General features: G+C 70.6%; 16 protein-coding genes and 2 tRNA genes. 11 read left to right on the forward strand and 7 right to left on the reverse strand.

Translation table 11 applies throughout. The annotated features are described in order from the left end of the window. The first annotated feature begins 125 nt into the window (after positions 1-125). Both PV410_RS06580 and PV410_RS06585 read left to right on the forward strand, forming a co-directional pair. Entirely contained in the window at positions 126-614 is a 489-nt protein-coding gene (locus PV410_RS06580) for a ribose-5-phosphate isomerase (RefSeq protein WP_500322912.1), read from the forward strand. A 7-nt stretch (positions 615-621) separates the two neighbouring features. Then, positions 622-1,437, forward strand: coding sequence for an Fpg/Nei family DNA glycosylase (locus PV410_RS06585; RefSeq protein WP_500322913.1), 816 nt, complete (start codon positions 622-624; stop codon positions 1,435-1,437). Positions 1,438-1,517: 80 nt separating this feature from the next. Here PV410_RS06585 and PV410_RS06590 read toward each other — a convergent pair whose 3' ends face one another. Further along, entirely contained in the window at positions 1,518-2,747 is a 1,230-nt protein-coding gene (locus PV410_RS06590) for a GNAT family N-acetyltransferase (protein ID WP_500322915.1), read from the reverse strand. Between the two features lie 128 nt (positions 2,748-2,875). On the opposite strand from PV410_RS06590, the gene PV410_RS06595 reads away from it, so the two are divergent. Next, positions 2,876-4,018 carry a PP2C family protein-serine/threonine phosphatase gene (locus PV410_RS06595; protein WP_500322916.1) on the forward strand — a complete coding sequence of 381 codons (1,143 nt, stop codon included), beginning with the start codon at positions 2,876-2,878 and terminating at the stop codon, positions 4,016-4,018. Here the strand turns inward: PV410_RS06595 and PV410_RS06600 are convergent. Further along, the gene (locus PV410_RS06600) at positions 3,999-5,165 is read right to left on the reverse strand and encodes an acyltransferase family protein (RefSeq protein ID WP_500322917.1); all 1,167 of its coding nucleotides are present in this window, start codon (positions 5,163-5,165) and stop codon (positions 3,999-4,001) included. The genes PV410_RS06595 and PV410_RS06600 overlap by 20 nt on opposite strands. 450 nt (positions 5,166-5,615) lie before the next feature. Here PV410_RS06600 and PV410_RS06605 point away from each other — a divergent pair, with 450 nt between their 5' ends. After that, a complete protein-coding gene (locus PV410_RS06605; protein WP_361795409.1) occupies positions 5,616-5,810 on the forward strand; it encodes a hypothetical protein in 195 nt (64 codons plus the stop codon). Positions 5,811-5,877: 67 nt separating this feature from the next. On the opposite strand, the gene PV410_RS06610 is transcribed toward PV410_RS06605, so the two are convergent. Next, positions 5,878-6,882 carry an asparaginase gene (locus tag PV410_RS06610; protein WP_500322919.1) on the reverse strand — a complete coding sequence of 335 codons (1,005 nt, stop codon included), beginning with the start codon at positions 6,880-6,882 and terminating at the stop codon, positions 5,878-5,880. 117 nt (positions 6,883-6,999) lie between these two features. Here PV410_RS06610 and PV410_RS06615 point away from each other — a divergent pair, with 117 nt between their 5' ends. Both PV410_RS06615 and PV410_RS06620 read left to right on the forward strand, forming a co-directional pair. After that, entirely contained in the window at positions 7,000-7,452 is a 453-nt protein-coding gene (locus PV410_RS06615) for an Lrp/AsnC family transcriptional regulator (RefSeq protein WP_499511894.1), read from the forward strand. Positions 7,453-7,488: 36 nt separating this feature from the next. Further along, positions 7,489-8,400, forward strand: a complete 912-nt coding sequence (locus PV410_RS06620) for a glutaminase (RefSeq protein WP_500322921.1) — start codon at positions 7,489-7,491, stop codon at positions 8,398-8,400. Here the strand turns inward: PV410_RS06620 and PV410_RS06625 are convergent. After that, positions 8,397-8,771, reverse strand: coding sequence for an arsenate reductase family protein (locus PV410_RS06625; RefSeq protein WP_500322922.1), 375 nt, complete (start codon positions 8,769-8,771; stop codon positions 8,397-8,399). The two genes, PV410_RS06620 and PV410_RS06625, sit on opposite strands and share 4 nt — an antisense overlap. 21 nt (positions 8,772-8,792) lie before the next feature. Then, the gene (locus PV410_RS06630) at positions 8,793-9,779 is read right to left on the reverse strand and encodes a magnesium transporter CorA family protein (protein ID WP_500322923.1); all 987 of its coding nucleotides are present in this window, start codon (positions 9,777-9,779) and stop codon (positions 8,793-8,795) included. A gap of 303 nt (positions 9,780-10,082) precedes the next feature. Between PV410_RS06630 and PV410_RS06635 the strand changes: the two genes are divergently transcribed. The 3 genes from PV410_RS06635 to PV410_RS06645 all read left to right on the forward strand — a co-directional run bounded on the left by PV410_RS06635 (position 10,083) and on the right by PV410_RS06645 (position 13,031). Continuing rightward, the gene (locus PV410_RS06635; RefSeq protein WP_500322924.1) at positions 10,083-10,445 is read left to right on the forward strand and encodes a hypothetical protein; all 363 of its coding nucleotides are present in this window, start codon (positions 10,083-10,085) and stop codon (positions 10,443-10,445) included. Positions 10,446-10,797: 352 nt separating this feature from the next. After that, positions 10,798-11,121: a Ku protein gene (locus tag PV410_RS06640; protein ID WP_500322926.1), complete on the forward strand. Its 324-nt coding sequence runs from the start codon at positions 10,798-10,800 to the stop codon at positions 11,119-11,121. Between the two features lie 692 nt (positions 11,122-11,813). Then, positions 11,814-13,031, forward strand: a complete 1,218-nt coding sequence (locus tag PV410_RS06645; RefSeq protein WP_500322928.1) for an ice-binding family protein — start codon at positions 11,814-11,816, stop codon at positions 13,029-13,031. 384 nt (positions 13,032-13,415) lie between these two features. Here PV410_RS06645 and PV410_RS06650 read toward each other — a convergent pair whose 3' ends face one another. After that, positions 13,416-14,012, reverse strand: a complete 597-nt coding sequence (locus PV410_RS06650; RefSeq protein WP_500322929.1) for a DUF5994 family protein — start codon at positions 14,010-14,012, stop codon at positions 13,416-13,418. 725 nt (positions 14,013-14,737) lie between these two features. Continuing rightward, positions 14,738-14,808 (reverse strand) — tRNA-Gly (locus PV410_RS06655). Positions 14,809-14,919: 111 nt separating this feature from the next. Here PV410_RS06655 and PV410_RS06660 point away from each other — a divergent pair. Beyond that, positions 14,920-14,996 (forward strand) — tRNA-Pro (locus PV410_RS06660). A 165-nt stretch (positions 14,997-15,161) separates the two neighbouring features. After that, complete coding sequence (tig, locus tag PV410_RS06665; protein WP_500322930.1) at positions 15,162-16,556, forward strand: trigger factor; 1,395 nt, start codon at positions 15,162-15,164, stop codon at positions 16,554-16,556. Positions 16,557-16,581 lie beyond the last annotated feature (25 nt).

Raw genomic sequence — 16,581 nt, forward strand, 5'->3', positions numbered from 1 at the left:
ACGGCCCGGCGCGGCCGGGGAACCTTTGATTCCGTTTTGTTGTCTTATCCTCAAGCCACCCTCAAATCCCCCTCACGCAGCACCCACGGCATGTCGCCCAGCGTGCCCGTGCGACACTCGTCCGTATGCGCGTGTACCTCGGTTCCGACCATGCCGGCTTTGAACTCAAGAACCACCTCGTGGAGTGGCTCGAGGCCAACGGGCACGAGCCCGTCGACTGCGGCCCGCACATCTACGACGCCCAGGACGACTACCCGCCGTTCTGCCTGCGCGCCGCGGAGCGCACCGCCGCGGACCCCGGCTCCCTCGGCATCGTGATCGGCGGCTCGGGCAACGGCGAGGCCATCGCGGCCAACAAGGTCAAGGGCGTCCGGGCCGCGCTCGCCTGGAGCCAGGAGACCGCGACCCTCGGCCGCGAGCACAACGACGCCAACGTCATCAGCGTCGGCGCCCGCATGCACACCACCGACGAGGCCACCAAGTTCGTCGAGGTCTTCCTCGGCACGCCCTACTCGGGTGAGCCGCGCCACACCCGCCGCATCGACATGCTCACCGCGTACGAGACCACCGGCGAGCTGCCCCCGATCCCGCCGCACCACCCGCAGGAGGGCTGATCCGGGCATGCCCGAGGGGCATACGATCCACCGCCTCGCCGCGGACCACGAGGCACGCTTCGCCGGCCGGGTGGTCCGCGCGAGCAGTCCGCAGGGCAAGTTCTCCGACGGCGCCGCCCTCCTGGACGGCGCCGTGATGGAGTCCGCGGAGGCCCACGGCAAGCACCTCTTCCTGGGGTTCGGCCCGGTCGGCTGGGTCCACGTCCACCTCGGGCTGTATGGGAAGTCCGGTTTCGGCACCGGGCCGGGCGGGGCCCCCGTCGGCCAGGTCAGGCTGCGCCTGGCCACCGACGAGCACCACGCCGACCTGCGCGGGCCGACCGCCTGCGAGCTGATCACCGGGGCCGAGAAGCAGGCCATACACGACCGGCTCGGCCCTGACCCGCTGCGGCCCGCCGACACCGGGGAGCGCGCCTGGGCCCGCATAGCACGCAGCCGCACCAGCATCGCCGCACTGCTGATGGACCAGAAGGTCGTCGCGGGCGTCGGCAACGTCTACCGCGCCGAGGTCCTCTTCCGCCACGGCGTCGACCCGTACCTGGCGGGACGCGACCTGGACCGCGCGCGGTGGGACGCGATCTGGGCCGATCTGGTGGCCCTGATGCGCGAGGGCGTGCGGAACAACCGCATCGACACCGTCCGCCCCGAGCACACCCCCGAGGCCATGGGCCGTCCGCCGCGCATCGACGACCACGGCGGCGAGGTCTACGTCTACCGCCGTGCGGGGATGCCGTGCCACGTCTGCGGCACCGAGGTGCGCGCCGCCTCCCTGGTGGCGCGCAACCTCTTCTGGTGCCCCGTCTGCCAGCCCGTCCGGGGCTGACGCCCCGCTCGGACCAGGGGCCGGCCGGGGACACGCCCAAGGGAGCGCCCCGGCCGGTGGACACGGGCCCGAGCGGGGACCTAGAAGCCGTGCGGCAGCCAGGGGGCGACGTCGCCGCCGAAAGCCACCGTGGCCTCCCGCAGCGCGCCCTGCCGCAGTTCCCGCACGCGTCCCGCCCGCGCCAGTGCGGTCAGCGAGACGTCGCCCAGGTAGGCCGCGCCCAGCTCGCGCACCGACAGCGCCAGGTCCGCGGTGTCCGTCGTCCGCTCGCACGTGGCGCCCTTGGCGTCGCCGCCGAGCCGCCAGCGGCCCTCGTTCCAGGGGCAGAACGGGTCCGAGACCTCCAGTACGACGTCCAGCGGGGCAGCGTAGGTACGGGCCGACAGGGCCGCGCCCACCTCGACCGGGCGCAGCAGCAGGCCGTCCCTGACGCGCACGCCGCAGCGGCGCACGTCGTCGACCAGGTGCAGGACCGGGTCGTCGGCGGGACGGTTGCGCGCGGTGATGCGGCAGGTGAGGTCGATGCCGAACAGGTAGTGCCACAGGGCGGCGTATGTGTCCGGATCCAGTGCCTCCAGGTCGCGCAGCACCACCGTTCCGTCCGGTCCGGCCGCATTCCAGGCGGACTTCACCGCGTAGCGCGTGTAGCCCCGCACCTCCCCGTCGCGCTCGGCGACCACGCAGAGCAGTTTCGACGCGCCGTCCCGGAACGCCTCCGGGTCGAGCACGCCCTTGCGCTCCCAGTTAGGCCGCCGCTCCAGCATGCCCGGCCGGGTGGGCACCTGCCGCGCGTAGACTTCCTCGCAGGCCGCCAGGGCCTCCTGCGGGTCGGCGAAGCGCAAGGTGACCCCGTCGGCGCCCGCGGGCACGGTGAGGCCGGCGCGCAGGGTGTCGACCTCCAAGGTCGTCTGGCGGGTGGCGACCTCGTAGCCGTACCGGCCGTAGATCGCCGGCTCGGACGCCGTGAGCACCGCAAGGGGCTCGCCCCGTTCGTGCACCTCGTCCAGCTGCCGCCGCATCATCGAGGTCAGCAGCCCGCGGCGGCGGTGCGTCGAGGCGACGCTGACCATGGTGACGCCCGCCGCCGGGACCACGGCGCCGCCCGGCACCGCCATGCGGAAGGAGAACGCCCCCGCGGTGCCGACGACCTCCGCGCCGTCCCAGGCCGCGATCGACCGGGAGAACTCGGTCACCCCGCGGTCGAACTCCCGCTCCTCCGCCGGCCAGACCGCGCTGCCGAACGCGCGTTCCAGCGTGCTGAACCACTCGTCCCACTGTTCGGACTCGAGAACCCGCAACTCCACCGTCATGTGCCCTGCCTACCAGTCGCCCCAAGGGCGGGCGAACGGTTTTCGCCGGTCGTGGCGGCGAATCGGCGCACCATGAGGGGCACCTCCGATGCGGAGAACGGGTGAGGGTGGATAGGGTCGCCGGGAACATGGCACGACGCCCGGTAGGAGACGGATTCGGGGCCCGGTGGCGCAGGACGGTCCACCGGGCCCGCGTAGGCCTGCGCAAATCCGCCGTGGACTACTTCCGCGGCGACGCGGCCGACTGGCTCGCCCTGACCGTCCTGACGATCAGTGTCCCGCTGATCGCCTGGGCCACGGTGCTGGCGCCGCAATGGTGCCCGCCCACCACCCTGGTGCTGCCCGTCCTCGTCGGCGGCCTGCTGCTGCGCCCCTCCAGCCTTCTGCTGCTGTACGGGGCGAGTGCCGCCGCGATGGTCGTGGAGTCCGCCGTCCTCGGCCCGTACCGCGACGGCGTCGGCCGGGTGACCCCGGGCACCGTGCTGGTGGTGGCGGCCGTGGCCCTGGCCGGGCTGATCGTCGCGCAGTTCCGCGCCCGGGTCGGCGTGCCCTGGATGCGCGGCGGCACGATGCTCTTCGACCTGCGCGAGCGCATCCGGGTGCAGAGCAGGCTGCCGAGGCTGCCCGACGGCTGGCACGCCGAGATGGCGCTGCGGCCGGCCGGCGGCCAGTCCTTCTCCGGCGACTTCGTGGTGGCCACCCGCACCTCGGGCGGGCGGATCCTGGAGGCCGTCCTCACCGACGTGTCGGGCAAGGGCATGGACGCCGGCTCCCGCGCCCTGCTGCTCTCCGGCGCCTTCGGCGGCCTGCTCGGCTCACTGCCGCCGCACGCCTTCCTCACCGCCGCCAACGGCTACCTGCTCCGGCAGAACTGGGACGAGGGCTTCGCCACCTCCGTCCACCTGGTGCTGGACGTGGAGACCGGCGACTACGAGCTGCTCTCCGCGGGCCACCTGCCGGGCATGCAGCTCAGCGCGGGCACCGGCCGCTGGGAGGAGAAGGCGGCCGAGGGGCCGCTGCTGGGGGTGTACGACGGCGCCGAGTTCAACAGCGTGAAGGGCACGCTGCGCTCCGGCGACGTCCTGCTGCTCTTCACCGACGGCCTGGTCGAGGCCGCCGGCCGCGACATCACCGAAGGCATCGACCGGCTCATCGGCGAGGCCGACCGGTACGTCGCCCACGGCTTCCGCGGCGCGGCCTGGCAGCTGATCGAGGCGGTCGCCAAGGACGTCAACGACGACCGCGCCCTGCTCATCGTGTGCCGGGACTAGCCGCCGGCCGGAACGCCCAGGACATCTTCGGCTCCATCGCGAAGCGGAACAGCCGCTGCACCGCAGGGGTGCACAGCGCGGTGACCACCACGACGGCGATCGCGGTGACCACGACCTGGCCCAGCGGGGTGTGGATCCAGGCCTGGTCGTACCAGCTGCCGAAGCGGGAGCCCTTGGCGAGGAAGCCGTGCAGCAGGTACCCGTAGAGCGTGCCGGCGCCGAGGGCCGTGAACCACATGCGGCGGCGCGGCACCCAGGCGAAGAAGCACACCGTCAGCGCCAGGGAGCAGCAGAACAGCGCCAGCGTCATGACGGGCCCCGTCCACCAGGGCGCGCCCAGCTCCTGGGCGCTCGTGCGGTGGTAGAGCCAGGCCCGGTCCATCCGGGGCGCCACCCAGTAGGAGACGACCAGCGCGGCGAGCCCCACCGGAACGGACAGCACGCGCACCACCCGGCGCCGGGCGAGGTGGAAGTGCTCCGCCTTCAGGCACATGCCGAGCACGAAGAAGGGCAGGAACTGCAGGACGCGCTGGAGTTCCAGGTCGTCGCCGATGGTCGGGGTGACGGACGCGAGGGCCGCGATCACCAGGGCGACGGCGACCGGCTGCCGGACGATGCGCCAGATGGGGGCGGTGAGGCGCCAGATGAAGAGGGCGGCGAGGAACCAGGTGAGGTACCAGGGGTCGAGCAGGCTGAGCGGTTGCGGCGCCGCGTCGTCGGCCCAGTTCCTGAAGAGCGAGTAGGCGGCCTCGAAGAGCAGGTACGGGACGGCGATGCCGGTGATCAGTCTCCTGACGCGGTCCGGGCGGGCGTCGAAACTCTTCGAGAAGTAGCCGGAGATGACGATGAAGGCCGGCATGTGGAACGCGTACACGAGGATGTAGAGCGCGCCGGCGGCCCTGCTGTGCCCGGTGAGCGGTTCCCAGGCGTGGCCCATCGCGACCAGGACGATCGCGAGGTACTTGGCGTTGTCGAAGAACGGGTCGCGCCCGGCGGAGGGCGCGGAGGCGGTGGCGGGGGCGGCGGACCCCGCGGGGGCGGCCGGCCCGGGGGCGGGGGCGGCTTCCGTGCGGGGAGCGGGGAGAACGGAATTCCCGGTCTGGGTCCTGCCGGGGGACAGGGTGTTCGTGCGGTGGGGCTGGAACATTTGATGCACCATAGCGGGCGCCTCTGCCTGAGTAAATTCTCGATCGGAATGGCGGTAGCGGCGCTGCTACCCCGGAATGCATGTGTCATGCCACTGCCCGTTCCGTGACGCTATGGGCAGTCATATAAGGGTTGAACGGGGCATATCGGCACACGGGTTGGCGTCTGTGCAGGTTTTTTGATGATCGTTTGTGTGGCAAGTGCATGTGCGGGGAAATAGTTTGGGGGAAATTCACTCGAACGTGCCATGCAATTGCGAGATTGTCCTCATCCGAAGTGATCAGAAGTGATCGCGATGTCCTGCGTCACAGGTGTGCGACCCCGGCGCGCGGGGAAGAGGTGTCCCGCGGGGTCACGGTGTCGGTGGCAGGTGGCACGATGGACGTCGCGGGGGTGCGGCTGCGTTGCTCCCCCGGAACGGTGAGGCGTCAGACCGAGGATGTGATCCCCAGTGGCCATCTCCCTGTCCGTGGTGCTGTTGTTGGCGATCATCATGATCGTCCTGATAAGGGGCAAGACGCTCAAGGTCGGTCCGGCCATCGTCGCCGCGCTCTTCGGCTTCTTCCTTGCCTCCACGGGCATGGCGCCGGCGATCAACAAGTTCCTCGACTCGTTGGCGGACACCATCAACCAGATAAACCTCTGAGCGGTCCCCGTCACATGGCACAGGTCACCCGTCACCCGGCGCGGTGGCCGCGCCGAGTGACGGGGAGTCAGGCGACGGCCGGTGTGCGGTCCTCGGCCGTCCCGATGATGCGGCGCAGCGCGGCGGCCCGCTCCTGCGGGTCCCGGGCGGACAGCAACGCCGCCAGTACGGCGATGCGGGCCTGCCCCGCGCGCAGCGTCCCGGCCAGCACACCGCCGGCCGCGGCGAGGTCCACCGCGCCGCCCCCGGTGTACATCGGCGCCACCGGCCCGGCCGCCACCCGGGTGCTCACGGCGACCAGCACCCCGGCGTCGACCGCGCGGCGGACCGCCGCCACGAAATCGGGCGTCGCGTTGCCCGCGCCGGTGCCGACCAGCACGATGCCCTGGGCCCCCGCACCCAGCGCGGCCTCGAAGAGCACGGGGTCGGCGTCCACGTGGTGCATGACGACGTCGACGCGCGGCGCCGTGACGTGTGCGTCCGGCAGCGGCAGCGCCGTGGCACGCGGCCGGGGGGCGCCCCAGGCGATCTCGCCGAACTTCACCCGTCCCAGCGGCCGGCCCGAGGGGTCGGCGAAGGCCTGGACGTCCAGGGTGTGCGCCTTGACCGTGCCCCGGGCGGCGTGCACGAAGCCGCCGAAGGTGATGACCACGCCGATGTCCTCGCCGGTCGCGGCGGTCAGCAGCGCGTCGTAGAGGTTGCCCGCCGCGTCCCCGTCCACGGCGTCCAGCGGGAGCTGGGCGCCGGTGAGGACCACCGGGCGCCGGTCGCCGTGGTGGAGGTCCAGGAGGAAGGCGGACTCCTCCATGGTGTCGGTGCCGTGGGTCACCACGACGCCGTCCACGCCCGGGTCCGCCAGCACCTCGTGGACGGTCCGCAGCAGTTCCAGCTGGTGGGCGGAGGTCAGCCGCGAGCTGTTCACCGTGAACAGGTCGCGCACGGTCACCTCGACGCCCTCGGGGACCGCGCCCGCCGCCAGCACCTCGTGGCCGGCGGCCTCGGCCGCGTACCCGGCACCCTGCCACCGGCTGGCGATCGTGCCGCCGGTGCCGATCACGACGATGTGCTTCACGTGTCCCTCACTCGCGTGTTCGTCTGACTCCTCCGCGGCAAGGATATGCGGTGAACCCCGGCATCGGATTGCCAATCAGCCCGCGTAGATCGCCCAAGCGTGGTATCTATCGCCCTCATGGATGCCATCGACAGAAGAATCTTGCGTGAGCTCCAGGCCGACGGCCGGCTCACCAACCAGGAACTGGCCGCCCGCGTCGGCCTCACCCCCTCCCCGTGCCTGCGCAGGGTGCGCCAGCTGGAGGAGGACGGGGTGATCCAGAGCTACCGGGCCGTCGTCGACCCGGCCGCCGTCGGCCGCGGTTTCGAGGTCTTCGCCTCCGTCGAGGTACGGCGGGACCGCGAGTCCGTCGCCGCCTTCGAGGAGCAGGTGCAGGCCATCCCCGACATCGTCGAGGCCTATCGGCTCTACGGCGCGCCCGGCTGCCTGCTGCGGATCGCGGTGGCCGACAGCGACGCCTACGAGCGCTTCTGGACCGAGAAGCTGATCGCCCTGCCGGGCGTGAGCGAGGTGAACTCGCAGATGATCATGAAGCGGATCAAGGGCCCGCAGGGCGTGCCGGTCGGCTAGGGCCGGGGTTCGCCGGGGTCCGGGTTCAATGGGCCGGTGGACTACCAGCGTTTCCTCGAACAGGCCATGGCCGCGGCCCTTCCGGAGCTCGGCCGCGGCAAGGTCGCCGACTACATCCCCGCCCTCGCGGCCGCCGACGCCGGTGCCTTCGGCATGGCCCTGGCCACCGTCGGGGGCGAGGTCCACGGCGTCGGGGACTTCGCCGAGCCGTTCTCCGTCCAGAGCGTCTCCAAGCTCTTCACGCTCGCCCTGGCGCTCCACCACGGCGGCGACGCCCTGTGGCGCCGTGTCGGCCGCGAGCCCTCCGGCAACCCCTTCAACTCGCTCATCCAGCTGGAGACCGAGCAGGGCATCCCGCGCAATCCCTTCATCAACGCCGGAGCCCTGGTCGTCACCGACGCCCTGCTGACCCTCACCGGCGACGCCTCGGGCGCGGTACGCGAACTGCTGCGCGCCGAGTCGGGCAACCCGGCCCTGACCACCGCCCTGGCGGTCGCCGCCTCCGAGGCCGCCCACGGCCACCGCAACGCCGCCCTGGCGCACTTCCTCGCGCACTTCGGCAACCTGCACAACCCCGTGGACACCGTCCTGGAGCACTACTACGGCCACTGCGCCCTCGAGGCCTCCTGCCGCGACCTCGCCCTTGCGGGCGGCTTCCTCGCCCGGCACGGACTGCGCGCCGACGGCGGCCGGCTGCTGTCCCGCACCGACGCCAAACGCCTCAACGCCGTGCTGCTCACCTGCGGCACCTACGACGCCGCGGGGGAGTTCGCCTACCGCGTGGGCCTGCCCGGCAAGAGCGGCGTCGGCGGGGCCATCCTCGCCGTCCTCCCTGGCCGGGGCGCCCTGTGCGCATGGAGCCCCGGCCTCGACCCGGCCGGCAACTCCGTCGGCGCCATGGCGGCCCTCGACGCGTTCACCACCGCCACCGGGCTGTCGGTGTTCTAGACGGAGCCCGGGGCGCGGCCCAGCGCGTCCCGCACCGCCTCCTCGGAGCGCGCGACCACCGCCGTGCCGTCCTCGGCGGTGATGATGGGACGCTGGATCAGCCGCGGGTGCGCCGCCAGCGCGCCGATCCAGCGGTCCCGCTCACCCGGCCCGCGCGGCCACTCCTTCAGTCCCAGTTCCTTCGCCTCGGCCTCCTGGGTCCGCACGATGTCCCACGGCTCCAGCCCGAGCCGCTCCAGCACCGCCCGGATCTCGTCCGCGTCGGGCGGATCCTCCAGGTAGCGCCGCACGGTGTACTGCGCGCCCTCGTCGTCCAGCAGGTGCAGCGCGGAGCGGCACTTCGAGCACGCGGGGTTGATCCAGATCTCCATGCCGCCAATGTAGTGAGGCGCTCAGCGGTCGTCGCGCCCGTCGTCGCGCAGTCTGCGCCAGATGCGGGTGCGGTGGAGCACGTAGACGGCGACGGACAGGACGAGCGCCTGCAGCCCCACGGCGAGCAGCCAGAAGACGACCTTGCTCTCCAACTCGTCGGTCATGTAGGTGAAGTTCATGCCGAAGAAGCCGGTCAGGAAGGTCAGCGGAAGGAAGATCGTCGACACGATGGCCAGCCGGTTGATCACACCGTTCTGCTCGCCGGACACCAGGGAGGAGTAGCTGGCGAACGCCCGCCGGGCGGCGTCCTGGAGCGACTCGATGCTGGAGAGCACCATCCGCGCGGCCCGCTGGTACGAGGCGGCCAGCCGCTGCCGCTCCTCCGGGAAGCCGCCGCTCATCATCCGCCGGGTGATGGTCTCGTCGGTCGCCTGCAGGTATGGCAGCAGGGCGTGGTGCAGCAGCGCCGCGCGCCGCCGCAGCTGTGCCAGCCGGTACACCTGCTGCGGGTTCCGGCTCTCGAACATCTCGTCCTCGAGGTCCTCCACCTGCAGCAGCGCTTCCACGGCGGACTTGCGGAAGGTCTCCAGGGCGTCCTCCAGCAGCAGGAAGAGCGCGGCGGTGGTGTCCGCGGGCCGTTCGTGCGGCAGCCGGGGGATGAACTGCCCGACGAGCGTGTTCGGCCCCCGGTGGACCGTGACCAGGTACCGCCCGGTCACGAAGACGTGGAGGTGGGCGACCTCGTCGTCCTCGATGACCGGTACGACGAACCGGGCGTTGTCCCCGTGGAACTCCGCCCGCGCGCTTTCGCCCTCCCTGCCCAGCCACGCCAGGTCCTCGGCCTCCAAGCCGAGTTTGTGGGCGATCGGCGCCTCGTCGGGCCGTCCTTCCCCGGGCACCTCGATGTCCACGAGCAGGAAGCGCGACGCCGCGAGCCGCTCCCGCGCCTCCGACACGGCGGCGCGGGCGACGGTGCCCTCGGGCATCGACACCACCGTAACGATCATCGTTCCTCACCGTGGATCACCGGCACACCTCCCAGCCTGCGCAGACTCCGGCGTCCACGCATGCGGAGGTGCCCGGTCCAGGGGATCCGCGGTACCGGCGGGCCGTCTTCTAACCAGCCCCCGGTCACATGTCAAGCCCCGAAATGCAGCGACGTGACGCGGGCGGAACGCCGGGGCTTACTGGAGTCAAGAGGTCGCGCAATACCGACCGAAAGGAACCACCGGGACATTCCCCCCGGTGCCGGAATACCCGAAAAGGGGTCGTCCGGAATCCCCGCCCCGCATCGCCTGAGGAGAACCGCCATGTCCCGCACCCGCAAGATCGTCATGCTGACCGCCGCCACCACCCTCGCCGCCGGTGGCGCCCTGCTCCCGACCAGCGCGTTCGCGGCCGCCCCCGCCCACGTCAGCGCCGTCCAGGCCGCACCCCAGCAGCACAGCCTTCACGTCAGTGACGGCGGCGGGGTGAACAACAACATCCCCCTCTTCAACAACACCGGTGGCTTCTTCGGGGGCCAGGTGAACAACAACATCCCGGTCTTCAACAACGGTGGCGGTGGTCTCTTCGGGGGAGGGGTGAACAACAACATCCCCGTCTTCAACAACGGCGGTGGCGGTCTCTTCGGGGGAGGGGTGAACAACAACATCCCGGTCTTCAACAACTGACCCCTGAGCTCACCCCCCTGGCGCGGCCGGCCCTCCACCCCGGCCGCGCCACTCCGTTGGGGTGGCCCGGCAAGTGGCCCGCGCGTCCACGGGCTTCGTCCGGGCGGTCCCATCCCGATCCCCGCGGGCCGCGGCTGCCAGTCGAGGGAGCCGGGCGGGCGGCAGGGGCGAACCCGGGAGCAGGCCGGTCGGATGGCCGGGGGTGACGGACTTGGCCGGGCCCGCCCGCAGTCTTGGAGACGAACGTGTGAGCGCCGTGGCGTGATGCGGTGGAGGTGCCGCCCGGGGAGCCTCCCGTATACGTCGAGCCCATCCCGGAGTACCGGCGGCAGGGTGGCCGTGGTGCTCCTCGATGAGGACCCGGCTGTACTCCCCTTCCGACGAAGCGCAACGTCGGCGTCCTCGGCTTCGTCGACGAGCGCGACGCCGATCCGGTGCTTGCTCGGCACGGGACGGAGCGGTCGCGAGGGTCACCTTGCGCACCCGGGAGCGGCCGGCGGTGCTGAGGCCGTGCCGAGGGATGCTCGTACTGCACACGCTGCTGTGGCCGAAGAAGATCCGCGAGCCAGATGACCTGTCCTCGGCGGCCCCGGTGACCGAGCGGGAGCTGGAGCTCGCAGAACTGCTGACGGACCAGCTGGCAGGGGTCAAAATCGGCGATCTACCCGACGGTTAGGCGGCAGCGCTTGAGCAGCTGGGAGCCGCGAAGCTGACCGTCGCGGGGCTGCAGGAGCCGGAAGAGCCGGTATCGGCGGTGGATTTGATGGCGGCGCTGGAGGAGAGCCCGGGAGGCGTGCTTGTGCCAGCGCCGCCACGCACGGCAGAGCAGTTAACCCTTGGCCGGCGGCCCACCGTGCCCGTTCGATGTCCGGCCACGCCGGCAGAGGACAACCGCGGTGCCCGGGCTCCCGTCTGCCGGGCCTGGCCCAATGCCCCCGGTTGCGCGTAGACGCCACCAGCAGAGTGAACCAGGCGCGCCCCATAACTCCTTTGGCTCTCCGCGCATATGCCCTTTATAGGATCATTGCTAGCTTTTGGCTGGTGAGCAGCGGTTTGTCGCTTCCTTCGGTGAGCACTTGCTCGCCGGCCCCCTTTGGTTTGGGACCGCTGATTTGGCACGCGACTGAGGTTCGGCGACCGGAGCTCACTACCCAAGTTCGAAGTCCCCTCGCAGGGGTGGCCGGGCTCGGCCACAAGAAAGGGTCTCTCCCTATGTCAGAGGATTCCGTCCTGGCCTCTCCGCCAGGCAGGCGACGTATACGCCTACACAAGGGGCTCAAGGCGCCAATGCTCCTGATCCCCATCGCTGTGCTGATGGCGACGCTCACCATGATCACAACCCTCGCCCACGCCGTATCACCTCCGGCGGTGGGACTGGGAACCGCCAAGACCTACGGGGTTCTGGCCGGACAAACGGTCACTAATGACAACACCCTCGGCACCACCGTCATCTTGGGCGACCTAGGACTGAGTCCCGGCACCTCGGTGACGGGCTTTCCGCCCGGAATTGTCCTCGGAGCGACGCACGTAAACGACGCCGTCGCCGGTCAGGCGAAGTCCGACCTGACCACCGCCTACAACGACGCGGCCGGCAGGCCGTCCAACGGCAGCGCGGGCACCCAGCTCGACAACCAGTCCTTCGACCCGGGCGTCTACACCGCCGATGCGGCACTGGATCTCGCCGTCAACGGAACCGTCACCCTCGACGCAAAAGGCGACCCCAACGCCGTCTTCATCTTCCAGGTCGGCTCGACCCTGGTCATGAACACGGGCACCACCGTCAAACTCGTCAACGGAGCGCAGGCCTGCAACGTGTTCTGGCAGGTGGGCAGCTCCGCCACCATCAACGCCAATGCCGACTTCAAGGGCACCATCATGGCCCTGACGTCCATTTCCGTGGAGGCCAACGCGGCGATCGCGGGCCGGCTCCTGGCACAAAATGGCGCGGTCACCCTGATCAGCGACAAGATCACGGTCCCGACCTGCGGCGTGGTTGGTCCGACCGGACCCACCGGCCCGACCGGACCCACTGGTCCGTCCGGTCCTGCCGGACCCTCTGGTCCTCCCGGTGACACCGGCCCGACCGGCCCTGCCGGACCCACTGGTCCCTCGGGTCCTGCCGGACCCTCTGGTCCTCCCGGTGACACCGGCCCGACCGGTCCTGCCGGTCCTGCCGGTCCTGGTGGTCCTGCCGGCCCTGCCGGCCCGTCCGGTCCTGCCGGTCCTGGTGGTCCTGCTGGGCCGAGTGGTCCCGCCGGCCCGACCGGCCCTGAAGGTCCTGAAGGTCCTGAAGGTCCTGAAGGTCCTGAAGGTCCGGCCGGTCCTCCCGGCCGTCCGGGCTACCCCGGTTATCCCGGCTACCCGGGCTACCCGGGCTACCCGGGCTACCCCGGCTACCCCGGCGGTCCTGGCCCTCACGACCACCGCGGTGACCACGGCAAGTACGACGACCACGGCAAGTACGACGACGACCATGGCAAGTACGACGATGACGAGCACGGCAGCAACTGCCACGCCAAGCCGCCGTGGAAGGAACCGGACGACGACGAGATGGCATGGAGCTTCCAGATGACGTGCCAGGACTGAAACAAGCCCCATCCTCATCGCCTTGAGGAAGCAAGACTTCCAGGGGGCGCCCCGAACAAGGGGCGCCCCCTGGGGGATCTGCGGCTTCGGCGACGTCCACGAACCATTCGCCTGCCGAGGCCGATGCTTCTCACACCCGTGCTCGGCGGGACCGGCGGCGCCGTGGCGGGCGCAGTCGCCCACGGCCCCCGTCACGGTGGTCACGGCGGTCGTGCCTGACGAGAGGCGGTGCCGGCGCCGCCGGTGTGGTCGGACCGGTCCCGACCGGGAGGCGCGGGCCGTAACCGTATGTTCCCCCGTGCTGTGTGTCGCGCAGATTCATGAGTGCTCCCAGGGTGCTCGCCGCATCAGCGAGGGCAGCGGTGACGGGGGCGTCCGAGACCCTCATATGGTTCCTGCGACGTGCGAGCGCTCCACTGCCAACAAGCGGCCGGCGGTGGCGGTGATGCGGGGATCGGCCGCGGCGGACAACAGGCGGGCGGCGGTGGCGGAGTCCGTCTCCGGCGGAATGACCAGAAGGTCCCAGCGTCCGCTGTCGCGGGAGAGCAGCAGGAGCTTGTGAGGGTCCTGGTCCGCTGTGAACCAATCGACGGGCACCACATGTCCGGCCACGGCGACCCTCCGGGGGACGGCCGGCCAGAAGTGCGGGTTCACGGCGACACGGGCGATCCGCCCCCATGGGGCGTCCGGAGTGGCCGTAAGTGCCGAGAGTTCCGCCGCCAGATCGCGTGAGCGGGGCCACCAGGCTCCGTCGAGGGGACCCGGGGCGGCCGTGACCGGCTTCAGGGAGAGTCGTACGCCGTCAGGGCCGAGGGATTCATCGTGCGTCGTGTGATCAAGGATCAAGCCCATGCGTTCACTGGCCCGGCTAGGCATTCGCCGAAAACGACGCCGGCACGGAAGCCGGGGTTCGGAATGCCTTCGGTGTGTCCAACGTACTCCGCTGAGGAGCCTTCCGTGCTTGCCGCAGCCGGCACCCATGTGTCATCGCCCCTTGTGGGCGGTGTGCGCGCTCTTCCACAGCCCCGGACAACCCGGGAGGGCGCTCGCACTGTGGGGACGACCGCGTCGCAGCCCTGATGGTCATGGCCGTTGACGGTACTCAGCCGGTCATCTCGACCACCACGAGCCGTCGTTGACCATGCGTCGCCCCCCGCTCCGATGACATTTCGCGCGGAGCGGGAGGCCGGCGACTGGCCGGCGGACTGGCGCTACCCCGATACGGGCAAGGCGCTTCTCGCGAGTTACGCCGCTGCAGGGTGCGCGAGCGTCCGCTCGCCTCCGTACGGCGGAGCTCTATTCGTCACTCCTTCGACTGCATCATGGCCACGGCGGTGGATCACGACCTGATCCGCGGTCCATACCCCTGAGCTGAATCGGTCTGTCCCGTCAGGATGTCGACCTCGACCACGGGACGATTCGCGTACGCGGTTCCATTGCGGAGCTCACCAGCGACCGGCGGGGGTCCGCGATTCCACGATCTTCGGCATACGGGCGACACGCTGGCGTCGCCGATTTACCAGCCCGGCAACCGGGAACGGGAGCGCGAGATCGCCGACGCGATCGACGTCATGATCATAAAGGGCTCCGGGACACGGTTCCCGCCGGAACGGGCACGCGGCCGGCACACCGCCCTGGACCGCTGCCGGGAACACGAAGACCCAGGCTCGGGGATACATCCCCTGACCTGGGCCTACGTCCTGCAGAGCGGGCGACGGGAATCGAACCCGCGTAGCCAGTTTGGAAGACTGGGGCTCTACCATTGAGCTACGCCCGCAACGGCCAGTCATTCTGGCACATCAGATCGTAGCCGATCGACCCGGCTCCCGCGCACGGCACATATGGCCGTCAGGGTGTGCGGAGGCATGTACTCTACGTGTCGCACCGACGGGGTGTGGCGCAGCTTGGTAGCGCGTCCGCTTTGGGAGCGGAAGGTCGTCGGTTCGAATCCGGCCACCCCGACCAGTGCTCGGCCGCCCTGTGCCGAGCAGGGCCCGGCCGCAGGATTGTGGTACCGGTAGGATGGGTCGTCGGCCACTGAAACGCGGAAAAGCCAGGTCGAACACCAGCCGCCCCGCACGATCGCCGAGCGGCCGCCCATCAACGTAAAGCCCCCAAGGAGACCCAACCGTGAAGAGCGCCGTCGAGACTCTGAACCCGACCCGGGTTCGACTCACTGTCGAGGTGCCCTTCGAGGAGCTCAAGCCCAGCCTCGACGCGGCGTACAAGAAGATCAACCAGCAGGTCACGGTGCCGGGCTTCCGTAAGGGCAAGATCCCCGCGCGCGTCATCGACCAGCGGTTCGGCCGTGGCGCGGTCCTCGAAGAGGCCATCAACGACGCACTGCCGAAGTTCTACACGGAGGCGGTCAACGAGGGCGAGCTCAACGTCCTCGGCCAGCCCGAGGTGGACATCACCGAGTTCAACGACGGCCAGGAGCTGAAGTTCACCGCCGAGGTGGACATCCGCCCGGTCATCGAGATCCCGGACTACTCCGGCATCGAGGTCACCGTCGACGCCGTCGAGGTGTCCGACGAGGACGTCGACAAGGCCCTGGAGCAGCTGCGGGAGCGCTTCGCCTCCACCACCGTCGTGGAGCGTGCCGCCGCCGACGGCGACGTCGTCGTCGTGGACCTGGAGGCCTCGGTCGAGGGCGAGGTGCTGGAGGACGGCGTCGCCAGCGGCGTCACCTACACCATCGGCTCCGGCCAGCTGCTCGACGGCATCGACGAGGCCGTCACCGGCCTGGAGGCCGGCGGTTCGGCCACCTTCACCTCCGAGCTCAAGGGCGGCTCCGCCGCCGGCAAGCAGGCCCAGGTCAAGGTGGACGTCACCACCGTCCAGGCCCGTGAGCTGCCCGAGCTGGACGACGACTTCGCCCAGCTGGCGAGCGAGTTCGACACCCTCGAGGAGCTCCGCGCCGACGCCGTGAAGCGCCAGGAGCGCATCAAGCAGTACGACCAGGCCACCCAGGCGCAGGAGAAGGTGCTGGACGCCCTCCTGGAGCTGGTCGACATCCCGCTGCCGGAGAAGCTGCTCAAGGACGAGATCGAGACCCGCGTCCACAACCTGGAGCACCACCAGTTCCCGGCCATGGGCCTGGACTGGGACTCCTTCCTGGAGAACGAGGGCAAGACCCGCGAGGAGTACGACCAGGAGATCGAGGGGCAGGCGAAGAAGGGCATCAAGACCCAGTTCGTCCTGGACGAGCTCGTCTCCACCGAGAAGCTCTCGGTCAACCAGGAGGAGCTCACCGAGCACCTCATGCGCCGTGCCGCCTCCTCCGGCATGAGCCCGGACCAGTTCGCCCAGGCGGTCGTCGAGGGCGGCCAGGTGCCGCTGCTCGTCGGTGAGGTCGCCCGCGGCAAGGCGCTGGCCCTGGTCGTCGAGGCCGCCACGGTCAAGGACACCAACGGCGAGGTCGTCGACCTGGAGGACGAGGAGGACGAGACCGGCGAGACGGTCGAGGCCACCTCCGAGGACACGGACGCCGAGACCGCCAAGGGTGAGGGCTCCGAGGCCTGAGCCTCGCCCCGCAGCACCATCCGAC

The organism is Streptomyces sp. PA03-5A, assembly GCF_033792725.1.
In the GTDB taxonomy this organism is placed as follows: Bacteria; Actinomycetota; Actinomycetes; order Streptomycetales; family Streptomycetaceae; genus Actinacidiphila.